The sequence below is a fragment of the Corynebacterium glyciniphilum AJ 3170 genome (assembly GCF_007673095.1).
Classification (GTDB): domain Bacteria; phylum Actinomycetota; class Actinomycetes; order Mycobacteriales; family Mycobacteriaceae; genus Corynebacterium.
On sequence record NZ_VDYZ01000021.1, the window covers coordinates 13,393 to 29,496 of the forward strand.

The window sequence follows — 16,104 nt, forward strand, 5'->3', positions numbered from 1 at the left end:
TGATCCTACAGGTCGACCGAGTCGATGATGCGGTAGCCGTACCCCTGTTCCGCGAGGAAGCGCTGACGGTGGGCGGCGTAGTCGGCGTCGAGGGTGTCCCGGGCGACGACGGAGTAGAAGTACGCGGGGCCTCCGTCCGGTTTCGGACGCAGGATCCGCCCCAGGCGCTGGGCCTCCTCCTGACGGGAACCGAAGGTGCCCGAGACCTGGACCGCGACCGACGCGCCGGGGAGGTCGATGGAGAAGTTCGCCACCTTCGACACGATCAGGACGCGCAACTCGCCGCTGCGGAAGGCGTCGTAGAGTTCCTCACGGCGGTGGGTGGTGGTGCGTCCGTCAATGACCGGTGCGTCGAGTTCTTCACCGAGCTCCTCGAGCTGGTCGATGTAGGCACCGATGACCAGCGTCGGTTCATCGGGGTGCTGGTCGAGGATCCTGCGGACGATCCGGTTCTTGGCCGGCGAGCAGGCGGCCAGCCGGTACTTCTCGTTCTGCTCGGCGGTGGCGTAGACCATGCGCTCGGACTCGGTGAGCTGCACGCGCACCTCGGTGCAGTCGGCGGGGGCGATCCAGCCCTGGGCCTCGATGTCCTTCCAGGGGGCGTCGTAGCGTTTGGGGCCGATGAGGCTGAACACGTCGTCCTCGCGGCCGTCCTCACGCACCAGCGTGGCGGTCAGGCCCAGGCGCCGACGCGACTGCAGGTCACTGGTCATGCGGAAGACCGGGGCGGGCAGCAGGTGCACCTCGTCGTAGATGATCAGCCCCCAGTCACGGGAGTCGAAGAGCTCCAGGGCACGGAACTCACCCTTCGTCTTACGGGTCACGACCTGGTAGGTGGCGATGGTGACGGGGCGGATCTCCTTCTTCTCCCCCGAGTACTCGCCGATCTCGTCTTCGGTGAGGGAGGTACGCCGGACGAGCTCGTCCTTCCACTGCCGTCCGGCGACGGTGTTGGTCACCAGGATCAGCGTCGTGGTCTGCGACTTCGCCATGGATGCTGCGCCGACCATCGTCTTGCCGGCACCACAGGGCAGTACCACCACACCGGAGCCCCCGGCCCAGAAGGAGTCGGCGGCCATCTCCTGGTAGTCCCGCAGATGCCAGTTCTCCTGCTCGGTGGACAGGGAGATGGGGTGTGCCTCGCCGTCGACGTAGCCGGCGAGGTCCTCTGCAGGCCATCCGACCTTGACCAGCTCCTGCTTGAGACGCCCACGCTCCGAGGGGTGGACGATCACGGTGTCCTCGTCGATCTCCTCCCCGAGCATCGGCCGGATCTTCTTGTGGCGACGGATCTCGGCGAGGACCGCGCGGTCGGTCGACTCCAGCACCAGGCCGTGCGCGGGGTGGTTGGCGAGGATCAGCCGACCGTAGCGTTCCATCGTCTCGGCCACGTCCACCAGCAGGGGCTGGGGGACGGGGAACCGGGAGTAGGTTTCCAGCACGTGCACGACCTGCTCGGCATCGTGCCCGGCGGCCCGGGCGTTCCACAGGGCCAGCGGGGTGATCCGGTAGGTGTGGACGTGTTCGGGGGCGCGTTCCAGTTCCGCGAAGGGGGCCAGCGCCGTGCGGGCCTCCTGCGCCTGGGCGTGCCCGATCTCCAGCAGTACGGTCTTGTCCGACTGGACGATCAGCGGGCCGTCACCGAGTCCCACGGGTGCCTCCTCACAGGGGTTGGTGCAGGTGTGCGTTGCCGCTCGTGCAACCAGACCATCCTACGCGTCGGCACCGCTCACGTCAGTTACCGCTCATCTGCCGTATCCACCGGTGTGCCGACCCACGCGACGCGGTGCGGCTGGATGTGCAGCGACTGGCCGCCGGCCTCGGTGACTCCGATGATCGACACCGGGCTCATCGTGACCACGGAGATCCACTCGTGCACCGCTGACCCGGTGGCGTCGACGTAGCTGATCTCCACCGAGGTCCCGGCGTCGTAGGCGTGGCGCAGCGCCGCCATGATGGCGCGGGGTTCGCGGACCCGGGTGGTCTCGCCACTGTGGCCTGCCTCGTCGTCCTCGTCCTGACGGGTGCGGCGGAACCCCTCCACCGCACCGGCGAGCTGGTCGGCGACCTGGGTGAAGGACGGTGCCGGACGGGGCGGGTCCGGGACGGTGGAGAACACCGGTGCCGCGGTGGCACGTCCGGTGCCGGTGTCACCGTCGATGCTGATGGTCACGCCCTCGTCCTCGAGGGCCTCGACCACCAGTGACAGCTGCACCGAGCTCGCGGCGACGGTGGGGGAGAGCAGGCGGAGTCCGGTCTCGTCCGCCGCGTCGGTGTCCATGATCGCTGCCATGGACTTTTCGTCGGGGGCGGTCAACACGCTGGCCGCGGTACTGCCGACCACCGGGGTCGGGGGACGGTGGGTGCGGAACGTGTCCTGGATCAGGTACCACAGCGACTGGGGGACGTCGGGCGCCATGCCGGCGAGGAAGTCCTCGATGCCTTCGGCCGTTTCCCCCCGTTCCACGGCGCGTTGCATGCTCTCCCTGGTCACCCGCCAGACGCTGGCCATACCGGTGGACTCGACGTCGGCGAAGGTCCGCAGTTTCGCCTCGGTGTCCTCGTCGAGCAGCCCCGGGGCGAGGATCGTCATGTCGGCCTGGATGATCAGCATGCCGACCGGAGCGGGCAGGATGTCGGCGAGCGCGGCGGTGAGCCGGTCCTCATCCGTCCCGTCGGACCCGGTGGCGGCCAGCGCGACGGCCGCAGAGGAGGGCACCCCGTCTGCGGACAGTCCCAGGATCACACATTCGTCACGCACACTGTCGACGGCGGCCTCGGACGTCACGGCTGCGACGGAGGGCCGGATCCGCCAGAGGGACTCCGCCGTGACGACCTGCCCGCTGGCGGCGACGACGCCCCGGAGCGCTGCCGCCTCGGCCGCGTCGAGGGAATCCTGCAGCAGGTGGGCGTCGGTGCCGGTGTCGTCCTGCGCCGACCACGGCGCGTGCGGGCTGTGGCGCCATCCGTCGACCAGCATCGCCCAGCGCCTCGACAGGGGCGCAGACAGGTACGTGGCACCCCGCTCGCTCAGTGACCAGAAGTTGCCGCTGCCGATGACGTCCTGGGGCGCGGGCACGGGCAGCCCCAGGGCGATCAGGTCGGCGTGACGGCACAGGACGAGCGTGTCGCTGACTACCGCTGCGTCGAGGCCCAGCGCCTTCGACAGGCGCGCGATCTCCCGTACCCCGATCCCTCCGGCGTTGAGGGGGCGCACGGGCGTGTTCCCGATCTGTTTGAGGACGTCGGCCACCAGGCGGGCGGTCTCGACCACCCGCGCCACCGCGGTGGCGTCGGTGCGGGCGTCCGGCCGGGTCGGGTTCTCCACCGCACTGAAATCACCGCCCGGCGGAGGGACGATGCGTCCGGAGATACTTGCCGACACCCGCAGCGACAGGCGTGCGGTCTGGGCGTCCACCCGGTCCAGCAGCCCTGCCGCGATCATCCGTGCGAGGGGTCGCTCCGGGTCGTCGAGTGTCGCGGAGTGCCCGATGCCGCCGGACAACTCGAGGGTGTCGAGCAGGCGCCGCTGGCGGGTGGGGAGGGCACCGAGGACCTCCGGCAGTTCCTCGGTCGGGACGGGGCAACGGTAGCTGTCCACCAGTACCCAGGGCAGGTCGGTGGTGGCGGAGAACAGCGGCGGCAGGTGCATCGGCACCTTCATCGGGCCGGGCGCCGTGGCGGGATCCCGTGGCGACACCGACAGGTCCGGCCCGAAGACCAGCCCCCAGGATGCCAGCGTGTGCACCGTGGCACGGACCGCCGCGGTGCCCGCCCGGTGTTCTGGGCGGGTGCCGGCGGTGTCCCACAGCTGTGTGAGGGTGCTGGTGACGTCCTCCAGTTCCACCGGCTGATGGTCTGCCCCGGTGACGACGAGGGCATGCAGGACGGCAAGACCGGTGGCGTCGAGCCGACGCAGTGCCGCCACGTCCGAGACCGACCCCAGGGATCCGGGGTGGAAGGCACGCAGTCGCCAGAGCAGGTCGACGAGGACGTCGTCGGGGTGACCGGACAGCCAGTCGGCGTAGGTGGGGAAGGAGTCAGGCATAACGACGGTAACTTTACCCGCCGGTGGTCGCACGGGTGTAGACGCCGGTGTGGACGGCGCCGTCGGAAAGTCGCCTGAACGGCGAGGATGTGGAATGATCGGTGTCATGGCTGACGCAAAGAAGAAGCACTACGTTGATCCGGGCTGGCCGCAGAACCTGCCCGAAGGTAAGCACGCGGTTTCCGAGCTCGTGGCCGACGACGCCGGGGCGTTGAGCCCTTTCGGTGACGCCGAGTTCCCCGTGCCCGCAGAGAAGCTGCCCTACGTGCACCCGTACACGGTGATCAACCGCTAGTCGGGCGGTACACGGCCCAAAAGGTCGTCGCCCGGGTCATTCCGAACAGTCGGAATGACCCGGGCGACGACCTTTTTCAGGTGGGACCCTGATGATGCGTGGGGTCTAGTGCGCGTCCCGGGGCAGGACCCGGAACAGGACGCTGCTGACTAGAACAGGTTGCCGGCGACAGCCTTGTACTGCTCGCCTGCAGCCTCGGCCTGCTTGATGGCACCGGTGTAGTTGTCGTTGAGGGCTGCGCGGTTGTCCTTGTAGAGGGACTCCAGCTCGCTCGGCACCTCGATGCCGTTGGCGGCGAACGCCTCGGTGACCTTCTCCCACACGCCGTCGATGGCGAGGGCGTCGGTCTGGCTGCTGAGGTCAGCGGCCGCTTCCTGGGGGTTGGCGGCGTAGTTGTCGGTGGCGGGGCCCGCCGGGGCGGAGCGCTGTTCCGGTGCGGAGCTCAGGCCCAGCTGGGAGGAGCAGGACGGCCATGCGCCCCAGCCCTGTCCCTCGAGAACGCGCTCGGCGACAACGATCTGCTCTTCGCGGGAGGCCTGGTCGGCGGAGGGGGCGAACTCGTCGCCGCCGTAGCCGCTCCAGGTGCTCGGGGAGAACTGCAGTCCACCCTGGAAGCCGTTGCCGGTGTTGATGGACCAGTCGCCGCCGGACTCACACTGCGCGAGGCGGTCCCAGTCGGAGTCGGGGGCGGCGTTGGCTGCCGGAGCCGCGACGGCACCGAGTGCCAGGGTCGCCATGCCGGCGACGGCGAGGCGCTTGGTGCTGAAGCTGCTCTTACGGATGGTGTGTCGTCCCATGTGGGTTGATTCCTTTCGGAGTCGGTGGTGCGGCGATCAGGTCCCGTGTATCACCGCGGTGTTCATTGCTGGGGTCCGACAGTAACGGTTTGTCACGATTGAGTCACGCTGATCGGCTGGATTCGTGGCTGTTCAGGCGGGATCGCGTGCTGATGTCGCGACTGTGAGCGCGAGCACGAACGGGGCCAAAACGGGGGTTGCCCAGTGCGTTACCGTTCCGTGTCTCGAACGTTATCGAACCGTTATTATTCATGTGTGACCTTGATCACATTTTGGTCCACGGCGGCATTCCGGGGTGCGCAGGCGCGGGCGGGCACCCGTGGCACCCCACGGGTAAGCTGGTGTATTCCCCATCCGTGAGTAGAGAGAATGTAGAGAAAGGACAGGCCGACATCATGCCGACCGGAAAAGTGAAGTGGTACGACCCGGACCGGGGATTCGGCTTCGTCTCCAACCCCGAGGGTGAGGACGTCTACGTCGGATCGCAGGTGCTTCCCGAGGGAGTGACCGAGCTGCACAAGGGGCAGCGCCTCGAGTACGACTTCGCCGAAGCGCGGAAAGGCCCGCAGGCCATGCGCGTGACTGTACTGGATGACGGGCCGGTGTCGTCACCGCAGAAGGGGTCCAGGGGCTCCCAGGGGGCGCGGGGTCACAAGTACAGCCCCGACAAGCTCCATGAACTGGTCCAGGACACCGTCACACTGCTGGAGTCGCGGGTGCAGCCGAGCCTGGAGGCGGGGCGCCGTCCCGACCGGAAGGAAGGGCGGCAGGTCGCCGAGATCCTGCGCACCATAGCCCGCGAGCTCGACAGCTGACCGGCTACTCCCCGGAGTCGGAGCCGGGGTCAGAGCTGGGGTCGGCTGCGGGGTCCGGCTCCACACCGGTGTTGAAGGCCCAGACCACGCCGTAGGGCACCTCTTCGCCGTCTTCCTCGCCGAGAATCAGGGCATGGACCTCGACCACACTGAGTCTGGCGTCCCCGTCGTCCGTATCCGCGGAACCCCGTACCGTGACCTCCGACTTCTCACCGGCGGCCCAGGTGTTCTCCATGTTCGCCGCCTGATCGTCGAAGATCTGCAGCAGTGACCAGTCCTGGCTGGTCACCTCCTCAGGCAACGAGAGGGTGACCTCGTCATCGGGCCCCACCTCTATCGTGGACGGCTTGCCCTCGTCGCAGTCACCCGTGAACCGTTGGCAGACGGAGTAGGGGGCGTACTCCTGCTCGTCCCCGGAGGCGTCGGTCACCGTCACCCGCAGATCCTGTGGGTCCGTGGCGGGGCGGTTGTCGCTCCAGTACTGGTAACCCAGCACCGCCGCCGCGACCACCACGACCAGGAGCACGATAGCCCCGAATGTGATGTACTGCTTACGCTGGGCAGCCCGGCGCCGCTGCTTCTTCGTCTGCTTCTCGGTGCTCATTCGGTAGGGAACTCCTGTCCACGGTGGTCGGGTTCGGGCGTGCTCACCGGGGGCTCCTCGCCCGGCCGATCAGGGCACCCAGGCCGACGCCACGCGCCGCGGCGATGACATTGGCGTACATCACTGTACCGACGACGGCGAGCACGGCCATACCGACGGTGAGCTCCGGGGGAAGCAGGATCCCGAGTGTGCCGCCGAAGACCCACGACAACTGCAGCGCGGTCTCGGACATACCGAACGCCGACGCCTGTGCCGCCTGGTCGAGTCCGGACTGGATCGCCGCGTCCAGGCACACCTTCGACATCGCACTGCCCAGTGACATGACAGCGGTGGCGACGGCGGCGGTGACCATCCCGTCCCACACCGCCGCGCACACCACGGCTCCGAGCGACAGCGCCCCCAGGACGAGGACGGCGCGCTGGGGCCGGGCAAACCGGATCCGCGAGCCCAGGGCGTTACCGGCGAACGTGCCCACACCACCGGCCGCGCCGACGACGGCGAGCATGGAGAGCTGTTCGACACCTGACAGATGGGAGGACGACTTGGCGACGAACGCCACGTAGATCGTCATGAACCCGGTTCCACACCGCTGCAGGGCCGTCGCCCACATGCAGGTCCGTGCGGCATCGGGGAAGCGTACCCGGATGGAGCGTCGCCATCTGGTGACCATGGGTTCACTACCGCGTCCGCGCCGCACCCCGGTCGCCGGTACGGGGTCCTCCGGCACGAAGGGGCTGACCGTGACCTCGTCCTGGCCACGTTCTGCGGTGGAGGGGATCAGGGCACATCCGTAGATCCCCGACAACGCCACGACCATCAGCAGCCACAGGGCCGCCTGGGGATCGACGACATAGGCGATCGCCGCTGCCAGGCCGCCGGCGACCAGGGAGCCGCCGATGTGCCCGGCGATCGTCAACCGGGCATTGGCACGCACCAGGTCGAGTGCCTGGGGGGCGACGCGGGGGGTGACAGAGGACTTCAACACCCCGTAGGACTTGCTCAGCACCAGCATGCCCAGCGCCGCAGGGTAGAGCATCCAGGAGTTGAAGTTCTGCAGCAGCACCGCCGCCAGGATCACCCGGCCGGCGAAAGTCAGGGAGAGCGCGAGACGGCGACCCGTGCGGATCCGGTCCAGCGCTGGCCCGATCAACGGAGCGAGCAGGGCGAAGGGTGCGATCGTCACCAGCAGGTAGGCGGCGACCGAGGTCCGCGACTCTGCCTCGGCTGCGGAGAAGAACAGTGTGCCTGCCAACGAGACCGCCAGGACGGCGTCCACCGCGAAGTTCGCGATCGAGGTGTACATCAGTGCGGTCAGTCCGGACTCGCGTGCCCCGTCGGCACCCATCAGGCCGTACACCCGGTTGGCCGACCGGGACATCACACCGCTACTCCTCACTGAACTGCACCTCGTAGAGGGTGTCCCACAGCTTCCCGGTCACGAGGAAACTGGTGCCGTCGGCTCCGTTAGCCCGGTCGGTCCGGTTCTCGGCGATGCCGTTGAGGACGTCCGCACCGTCCCTGTCACCTGCGGGGAGGTCCAGGTCAACCACCCCGGTCACGTCACCGGTGGTCGGGTCGATGCGAAGGATGCGGTCGGAGTGCCACACATTGGCCCAGACGGACTTCTCGTCCCCGGAACCCGTGCACTCCAGTTCGTTGATCTCGTCGACGGGGTCACCGTCGAGGGTGACCTCCACGCTGCCGGTCGGGGCGAAAGTCGCCGGATCCCGGAAGGTCAGGGTGGGGGAGCCGTCCGACATGACCAACCGGTCACCGTCGGAACACAGTCCCCACCCTTCACCGTCGTAGGAGACTTCGTCGGTGACCGCCAGGGTCTCGGCGTCCCGGGCGAAAGCGACACCTGACTTCCACGTGAGTTGCCAGACCGTGTCCCCGTGCACGGTGGCCCCCTCGCCGAAGTACCCCTCGTCGAGGTCCTCGCTGACGGTGGGGGAGGCCGCGTCGTCGACGGGGGCGCGGTAGATCCGCGACTCGCCGTTCAACCCCGTCGACACCAGCAGGTCACCGTCGGGCATGACCTCCAACCCCTGGGTGAAGGACGATGGATCGAAGGGATGCTCCGCGGTGACCTCGGCCGTCAGCACCGGGACGGCGGACGTTGCATCCACGGGATCCCCGCCATCCTCGGCCGCGGAGCATCCGGTCGTCGCGACCGTCAGCATCGTGGCGGACAGGATGGACACCGTACGTGCGCCACGCGGCGCCGACTGAACGCGAGGGGTCATACCGCCCATGCTGCCACACCGGTTGCACGCAGACCTGCCTGGTGCGATTCTTACTACTTATGTCAGATTCCATCGGCGAGAAGACCGCCGCACCAGCACCAGGGGCCCTCGACCGGTACTTCCACATCACGGCACGCCGTTCGACGATCGGCACGGAGGTCCGCGCCGGTATCGTGACGTTCTTCGCGATGGCCTACATCATCATCCTCAATCCGCTGATCCTGGGGACGGTCGAGGACGGCAACGGCGACGTCCTGGGGACCTCCCGGGTCGCCGCCGTCACCGCGCTGGCGGCCGGCGTGATGACGATCGCCTTCGGGGTGTTCGCGAAGTACCCCTTCGGTATCGCCGCCGGCCTGGGGATCAACACCCTGGTGGCGGTCACCTTCGTCGCCTCGGAGGGGCTCACCTGGCCCCAGGCGATGGGGCTGGTGGTGATCGACGGTGTGATCATCGTGATCCTCGCGGTCACCGGTTTCCGTGAGGCCGTCTTCAACGCCATCCCGAACTCGCTGAAGGCGGCGATCGGCGTCGGTATCGGCCTCTTCATCGCCATGGTCGGTGTGGTGGACTCCGGATTCGTCCAGCGCATCCCCGATGCAGCGGGGACCACGGTGCCGGTCACGTTGGGAATCGACGGGTCGATCGCCTCCTGGCCCACGGCAACCTTCGTACTCGGTCTTGTCGTCTGCGGCATCCTCGTCGCCAAGAAGGTCCGCGGTGGACTCTTCATCGGCATCATTGTCACCACCGTCTTCGCGATGATCGTCCAGGCGTTCACCGGCGACTTCGGCGAGGGCAAGGGATGGCAGATGGCCACCCCGGAGATCCCGGACTCACTGGGCTCCGTGCCGGACCTCAGCCTTGTCGGTGCCGTCGACCTCTTCGGAGCCTTCGCGAAGATCGGTGCCCTCTCCGCATGCCTGCTGGTCTTCACCCTGGTGCTGGCGAATTTCTTCGACGCGATGGGCACCATGACCGCGCTGGGTAAACAGGCGCGTCTCGTCGACGAGCAGGGCAACCTGCCGAACCTACGCACCGCCCTGATCATCGAAGGCGCCGGTGCCGCCGTCGGCGGTTCGGTGTCGGCGTCGTCCAACACCGTCTTCGTCGACTCCGCCGCCGGTATCGGCGACGGCGCCCGCACCGGCCTGGCGAACGTGGTGACCGGCGTGATCTTCCTGGCCGCGATGTTCCTGACCCCGCTGTACTCCGTGGTGCCGATCGAGGCCGCGGCACCGGTGCTGGTCGTTGTCGGCGCGATGATGATGGGGCAGATCACCGAGATCGACTTCTCCCGCTTCGAGATCGCCCTTCCGGCGTTCCTGACGATCGTGATCATGCCGTACACCTACTCCATCGCCAACGGGATCGGCATGGGGTTCATCGCCTACGCGATCATGGCACTGGTGACGGGACGGGGCCGGACACTGCACTGGCTGATGTACCTGGTGGCGATCCTGTTCGTGGTCTACTTCGCCATTGACCCGATCATGGATGCGGTGGGGTAGAGCTGTGCCGGACGCTCCTGTAACGGTCACTGACCCGACCGACACCCGTCTCGACGACATCCGTGACCTGAACTCCTCGGACAAACGTCCGGACCTGCCCGGGGGCAAGGGCCTGGTGGTTGCCGAAGGCAACCTTGTCGTGCCGCGGCTGGCGGCGTCGCGGTTCCCCGTGCGCCAGGTGGTGGGCTTCGCTCACCGTCTGGACCAGTTACGGGACGCTGCGGCGTCCGACCCCGAGGTCGCCCGCGGGCTCGAGGGCGTCCCCTTCTACGAGGTGTCCCGGGACGTGCTCGCCGACGCCGCGGGATTCGACATGCACCGCGGTCTGGTCGCCACCGCCGACCGGGTGGAGGAACCGTCACCGCAGACCGTGCTGGACGGGCTTCCGCCGGACAACCGGGTGATCGCCGTGTTGGAGGGCGTCGGTGACCACGAGAACATCGGCGCGCTGTTCCGGAACGCCGCGGGCCTGGGGGTCGGCGCGGTCCTGCTCGGGGCGGGGTGTGCGGACCCGTTGTACCGACGGGTGGTCCGGGTGTCGATGGGGCATGTGCTGCGTACCCCGTTCGCACACATCGGTGCCCGCCCGACGACGTGGCAACGTGGTCTCGCCGACCTGCAGTCCCGCGGATACCGGGTGGTGGCGATGACGCCGAACACGGACACGACACTGTCTGATGCAGTTGGCGGGGCGGACAAGGTGGCCGTGATGGTCGGTGCGGAAGGCCCGGGGTTGACCGAACATGCGATGCGGGCGGCCGATGTGCGGGCGAAGATCCCCATGTCCGCCGGGACGGACTCGCTGAATGTGGCGACGTCGGCGGCGATCGGTTTCTACGCCGCGCAGTTCTGAGACACTCAGCGTCCGGCGTTGCGTGCGCGTCGCCGGACCTCGTCGCCGATCCGGTGTGCGCCCGACTGCAACAGACGCACACCACCGCGGACCCCCCGGCCCACCCCGGTCACCGCGGAGAGCGCCGCGCCCTTGAGCAGATCTGACGTTGCCTTTGTCGCGGACTCCTTGCCGTCGGCGTAGTCGTCGTACCCGGGCGTGTTCGGGGTGACGGCGCTGACCGGACGGTGCGGAGTGGCGGATGCGTCGGAGTTCCGGCGACTGGGCCGCGATGCCGGGCGACCGTCCAACGCGAAGGCGCAGACCGGGATGTCGATCCCCTCACGCTCCACGCGGAAACCGAGCCAGTATTCCTCGGCTGCGGCGGCGAACTCACCCGGCCGGAACGGCAGTTGGATACCTGTCGATTCGACGTTGCCTTCCCAGAAAGGCGCCTCGAACGGTTCGGGAAGTCCGTTGTCCTCGAGGATCTTGTCGCGGGTGGCCGTGAAGCACCGTTTGAGCACACCACCGGACCAGTGGGCGAAGCCGCCGAGTCCGTCCGGGTCGTCCGGGGTGCGGCAGGTCACGTAGATGTCCGCGGCGGCGATGAGGTCGCGCAGCGGTACGGGGATCTCGGACAACAGTCCTGCATCGGGGAGGACCGTCTGCACGATCGACAGACCGGTGTAGCCGCCGATGTAGAACTCGCGGCGCCCCGGAGGTGCGGACCTGTTCATGTCGAAGTCCCCGATGTGTGTGGGGGAGGAGAAGTCTCCGAATACTGTCGACGCACCGTCGCCTTCCGCACTCAGACGGACGCCGAGTTGGGCGAGATACTTGCGGGCGAAACCACGGTCGGGGACGGGTTCAGCCGTGAGGACGTCCCGGGGGACCGCTGCGGTGGCGAACCAGAGGGTCACGACCGTGTCAGGCACACCTGCGGAACCGGAGGAGTCGGAGGGTCCCACGGCCGTCTACTTCTTCTTGTTCCGGCCGTTGGCCTTGGGATTCGTCCGCACGCCGAGAAGGACGTCCTCCCAGTGCGGGGTGACCGCCTTCTTCTTCCGCTTGGCTGAGTCGTTCTCGCCCCCGGCCGGGTGTGCACGACGCCCGAAAAGGTCCACGGGAGCATCCGCCGTCGGGTCGGACGCGGTATCAACCGGACGGTTGTCCGGGCGTGTCGCGTCGGAGTCACGGGGCGGGACGCCCGACGCCTCTCCCACCGGCTCGTCCGGCTCCTCGTCCTCGACATCGTCCTGACGACTGGACGGAACAACAGGAGACACCGTGCGGACAGGTCGTTCGAAACGCGGGTCGATCAGGTCGGAGGCGACTGAATTCACCGGCTCTGCTGTCGCCGGACCGTCCTCCCCCGGCACGTAGCGGAAGTCGGCGACGAACCGGGACGCTCCTTCACGGTTCCCTTTCGTCCAGCTCACCGAAATGATCCAGTGGTCCGAGGAGTCCATCGCCGCTGACCATTCCGCCGCACGCAGGCTTTCCCCCCGGGCCGCGAATGCACCGGCCAGGACCTCGCGCAGCGGACCGTCGGTGGGCCCGTCCGCCCGGACCGGGTGTGCGTCCCGGGCCATGTCGGCGATGCGGTTGCGTTCCATCGCGATCGGCACGGCGAAAGGACGGACGCGGCGGTCCTCCATCCCGGTGTCCGCGACGATCTGCTCGACGGTCTCGCCGTGGCGGATGCGGTCCTGGATCTCCTTGGGACGCAGGTGGACACGCTCACGCGTCGGGACGGCGACGGGCTCGGGGGTGTCGGAGGGTACGGGTTCCACAGCACGAGCCACCGGCTCCTGCGGGCTGTCAGCGACCTCGGTTGCCGTGGTTGCCGTGGTCGCCGTCGTCTCCTCGGCGTCCGGTCCTGCGGCGCGCATGCCGAGGAACTCCGTCAGTTCGTCGGTGACCGGCAGGAAAAACTCCGCGACACCCGCGCTCTCTGTGCCGTCGCCGGTGTCCTCCTCGGTGACGGAGCGGAGAACGAGGGACGCCCGGTCGCTGTCGTCTTTGACGAACCGCAGTTCCTGCATCGGTGGGACCTCCATCCACTGGGTGTTTTCCGCCACAGTAGCGCAGAAACCCCCGGAAGACCGTGAGCTTCCGGGGGTGAGTCAGGCGCAGCTACCTGTTGGCGACGCCGGAGTCGAGGATGTGGTCGATCGCGGCGGTCAGCGTGCGTACGTCCTCCGGGTCGATGGCGGGGAACATGCCGATGCGGAGCTGGTTGCGACCCAGCTTGCGGTAGGGCTCGGTGTCGAGGACACCGTTGGCGCGCAGCGTCTTCGCGATGATGTCGGCGTCGACCGACTCATCGAAGTCGATGGTGCCGACGACCAGCGAACGGCTGGACGGGTCGGCGACGAACGGCGAGGTCTCCGGACGGGCCTCAGCCCAGTTGTACAGCGTGGAGGACGACTCTGAGGTGCGGGCGACCATCCCGTCGAGGCCACCGTTGGCGTTCATCCACTTCACCTGGGCGTCCATCATCAGCAGCGTGCCGACGGCGGGGGTGTTGTACGTCTGGTTCTTGCGTGAATTGTCTACGGCGGTCTTCAGGTCGAGGAAGGCCGGAATGTAACGGTCGGTGGCTGCGATCTCCTCGACGCGCTCCAGGGCGGCCGGGGAGAAGGCGGCGAACCAGAGGCCGCCGTCCGAGGCGAAGCACTTCTGGGGGGAGAAGTAGTAGACGTCGGTCTCGGCGACGTCCACGGGCAGTCCACCGGCACCGGAGGTGGCGTCGACGGCGACCAGCGCGTCCGTCGCCGGACGTGTGACGTCCACCATCGCACCGGTGGACGTCTCGTTGTGCGCCCAGCCGACGAGGTCGGCATCGGCGCCGTCGAGCTGCCCGGGGGAGGGGGCTGTCCCGGGCTCGGAAGCGAAGACCTCGGGTGCGTCCAGCCACGGGGCCTTCTTGGACACCGAGGCGAACTTGCCGGAGAACTCTCCGTAGGTCAGATGCGCGGACTTGGTGCGGATCAGGCCGAAGGACGCCGAGTCCCAGAATGCGGTGGCACCACCCAGGGAGGTGATGATCTCGTACCCCTCGGGGAGGTTGAAGAGCGTCGCCAGACCTTCCCGGACGGATCCCACGAGATTCTTCACGGCAGGCTGACGGTGCGAGGTGCCGATGACGTCTCGGCTACCGGAGACAATGGCGTCGATCTGGTCCTGGCGGACTTTCGACGGGCCGCAGCCGAATCGACCATCGGCGGGGAGGAGGTTCTCGGGCAGGGTGGGGAACTGGTCGCTCATGATCGGCTTTCCTGGTCTCTTCCTAGTCTTCCAAGCACGGTGGTACGGGAACGTCGTCAGCCTAGCTGGTCGAGCCATTTCGTGGAACCGAACGTCCCACACTCCGGGATGTACCGGGGGTGGCTGACGGGGATACCGTACGACCCTACTGTGTCCGTGCGGGGGGTATTGGGTACAGTGTGTCCTATCCCACGATCGTCGACGGTCCGCAGTATGAGCTTTATTCATGCCGGGCCGCTCGGCTCGAGGCGGGCCCCGGGTCGGTGATCTCCGGCCCAGGGGACACAACCGAAAGCATCGAAGTACCTGAATAAACGAAAGGGCTGTCAATGGCTTCCGACAACCAGGACAAGGCCGTTCTCCACTACCCCGGTGGCGAATACGAAATGCCGATCGTCAAGGCCAACGAAGGAAACTCCGGATTCGCACTGGGCAAGCTGCTCGCCGAAACCGGTCTGACCACCGTTGACCCCGGCTACGTGAACACAGGTTCCACCCTCTCCGAGATCACCTACATCGACGGTGGCGAAGGAATTCTGCGTTACCGCGGGTATGACATCGCTGACCTGGCGAACAACGCCACTTTCAACGAGGTCAGCTACCTCCTCATCAACGGCGAGCTTCCGAATGACGAGGAGCTCGAAAACTTCAACGCCAATATCCGTCGTCACACGCTGCTCGACGAGGACTTCAAGAGCCAGTTCAAGATCTTCCCGCGCAACGCGCACCCGATGAACGTGCTGGCGTCCTCGGTCAACATCCTCGCGACCTACTACGAGGACGAGCTCGACCCGCTGAACACGGACTTCCAGAAGAAGAACACCTACCGCCTGATGGCGAAGGTACCGATGCTGGCGGCCTACGCCTACCGCGCGTCCAAGGGCAAGCCCTACATGTACCCGGACAACAAGCTGAATGCGCGGGAGAACTTCCTGCGCAACATGTTCGGCTACCCGACCGAGGACTACGAGGTCGACCCGGTCCTGTCCAAGGCCCTGGACAAGCTGCTCATCCTGCACGCCGACCACGAGCAGAACTGCTCCACCTCCACCGTGCGTATGGTCGGTTCCTCCCACGCGAACATCTACTCGTCCATCGCCGCAGGCGTCAACGCTCTCTCCGGCCCGTTGCACGGTGGAGCCAACCAGGCTGTCCTGGAGATGCTCGAGGAGATCCACGACAACGGTGGCGACGCGACCGACTTCATGAACCGCGTGAAGAACAAGGAGCCGGGCGTGAAGCTGATGGGCTTCGGGCACCGCGTGTACAAGAACTACGACCCGCGTGCGGCGATCGTCAAGGAGTCCGCACACGAGATCCTGGACCACCTCGGTGGCGACAACCTGCTTGACCTCGCGATGAAGCTTGAGGACATCGCCCTCAACGACGACTACTTCATCTCCCGCAAGCTGTACCCGAACGTGGACTTCTACACGGGCCTGATCTACCGCGCCATGGGCTTCCCGACGGACTTCTTCACCGTCCTGTTCGCGATGGGCCGTCTCCCGGGCTGGATCGCCCACTACCTGGAGCAGATCAACGAGCCGACGGCGAAGATCAACCGTCCGCGCCAGATCTACACCGGCGAGGGCAAGCGCGCCTTCGTCCCGCGCGACAAGCGCTAGTTGTACTTCCCGGGGAGGTTGTGAACACTCCGTCGGGGGATGACGCATAAGGAAGACC

Annotated in this window: 14 protein-coding genes; 5 read left to right on the forward strand and 9 right to left on the reverse strand. The window is 67.3% G+C overall.

All coding sequences use genetic code 11. The annotated features are described in order from the left end of the window. Positions 1–5 precede the first annotated feature (5 nt). Positions 6–1,652: a DNA repair helicase XPB gene (locus tag FS507_RS15340; RefSeq protein WP_145943650.1), complete on the reverse strand. Its 1,647-nt coding sequence runs from the start codon at positions 1,650–1,652 to the stop codon at positions 6–8. An 86-nt stretch (positions 1,653–1,738) separates the two neighbouring features. Next, on the reverse strand, positions 1,739–4,048 hold the full coding sequence (locus FS507_RS15345) for a helicase-associated domain-containing protein (protein WP_145943651.1): 2,310 nt from the start codon (positions 4,046–4,048) through the stop codon (positions 1,739–1,741). 106 nt (positions 4,049–4,154) lie between these two features. On the opposite strand from FS507_RS15345, the gene FS507_RS15350 reads away from it, so the two are divergent. After that, on the forward strand, positions 4,155–4,343 hold the full coding sequence (locus FS507_RS15350; RefSeq protein ID WP_038553016.1) for a hypothetical protein: 189 nt from the start codon (positions 4,155–4,157) through the stop codon (positions 4,341–4,343). 149 nt (positions 4,344–4,492) lie between these two features. Here FS507_RS15350 and FS507_RS15355 read toward each other — a convergent pair whose 3' ends face one another. Further along, complete coding sequence (locus FS507_RS15355) at positions 4,493–5,140, reverse strand: resuscitation-promoting factor Rpf1 domain-containing protein (RefSeq protein ID WP_145943652.1); 648 nt, start codon at positions 5,138–5,140, stop codon at positions 4,493–4,495. A 395-nt stretch (positions 5,141–5,535) separates the two neighbouring features. On the opposite strand from FS507_RS15355, the gene FS507_RS15360 reads away from it, so the two are divergent. Beyond that, positions 5,536–5,955, forward strand: coding sequence for a cold-shock protein (locus tag FS507_RS15360; protein WP_145943662.1), 420 nt, complete (start codon positions 5,536–5,538; stop codon positions 5,953–5,955). Positions 5,956–5,959: 4 nt separating this feature from the next. On the opposite strand, the gene FS507_RS15365 is transcribed toward FS507_RS15360, so the two are convergent. From FS507_RS15365 to FS507_RS15375, 3 genes are read right to left on the reverse strand one after another with little or no spacing between them, the layout of a single operon-like run. Then, positions 5,960–6,559: a DUF2771 domain-containing protein gene (locus tag FS507_RS15365; protein WP_145943653.1), complete on the reverse strand. Its 600-nt coding sequence runs from the start codon at positions 6,557–6,559 to the stop codon at positions 5,960–5,962. Positions 6,560–6,602: 43 nt separating this feature from the next. Continuing rightward, the gene (locus tag FS507_RS15370) at positions 6,603–7,937 is read right to left on the reverse strand and encodes an MFS transporter (RefSeq protein ID WP_145943663.1); all 1,335 of its coding nucleotides are present in this window, start codon (positions 7,935–7,937) and stop codon (positions 6,603–6,605) included. Positions 7,938–7,944: 7 nt separating this feature from the next. Next, positions 7,945–8,814, reverse strand: a complete 870-nt coding sequence (locus FS507_RS15375; protein WP_145943654.1) for a glutaminyl-peptide cyclotransferase — start codon at positions 8,812–8,814, stop codon at positions 7,945–7,947. Positions 8,815–8,864: 50 nt separating this feature from the next. Between FS507_RS15375 and FS507_RS15380 the strand changes: the two genes are divergently transcribed. After that, positions 8,865–10,316 (forward strand): NCS2 family permease, encoded by a 1,452-nt coding sequence (locus FS507_RS15380; RefSeq protein WP_145943655.1) that lies wholly within the window; start codon positions 8,865–8,867, stop codon positions 10,314–10,316. Next, complete coding sequence (locus FS507_RS15385) at positions 10,303–11,169, forward strand: TrmH family RNA methyltransferase (RefSeq protein WP_145943664.1); 867 nt, start codon at positions 10,303–10,305, stop codon at positions 11,167–11,169. Before FS507_RS15380 ends, FS507_RS15385 begins: the two co-directional genes overlap by 14 nt. Positions 11,170–11,174: 5 nt before the next feature. On the opposite strand, the gene FS507_RS15390 is transcribed toward FS507_RS15385, so the two are convergent. The 3 genes from FS507_RS15390 to serC form a co-directional block, all read right to left on the reverse strand. After that, positions 11,175–12,119, reverse strand: a complete 945-nt coding sequence (locus FS507_RS15390) for a DUF6928 family protein (protein ID WP_145943656.1) — start codon at positions 12,117–12,119, stop codon at positions 11,175–11,177. A 6-nt stretch (positions 12,120–12,125) separates the two neighbouring features. Next, entirely contained in the window at positions 12,126–13,196 is a 1,071-nt protein-coding gene (gene sepH / locus FS507_RS15395) for a septation protein SepH (protein WP_145943657.1), read from the reverse strand. 91 nt (positions 13,197–13,287) lie between these two features. Beyond that, positions 13,288–14,421, reverse strand: a complete 1,134-nt coding sequence (serC, locus tag FS507_RS15400) for a phosphoserine transaminase (RefSeq protein WP_145943658.1) — start codon at positions 14,419–14,421, stop codon at positions 13,288–13,290. 329 nt (positions 14,422–14,750) lie between these two features. Between serC and FS507_RS15405 the strand changes: the two genes are divergently transcribed. Further along, positions 14,751–16,046 carry a citrate synthase gene (locus FS507_RS15405; RefSeq protein ID WP_075812411.1) on the forward strand — a complete coding sequence of 432 codons (1,296 nt, stop codon included), beginning with the start codon at positions 14,751–14,753 and terminating at the stop codon, positions 16,044–16,046. The last annotated feature ends 58 nt before the right edge of the window (positions 16,047–16,104 follow it).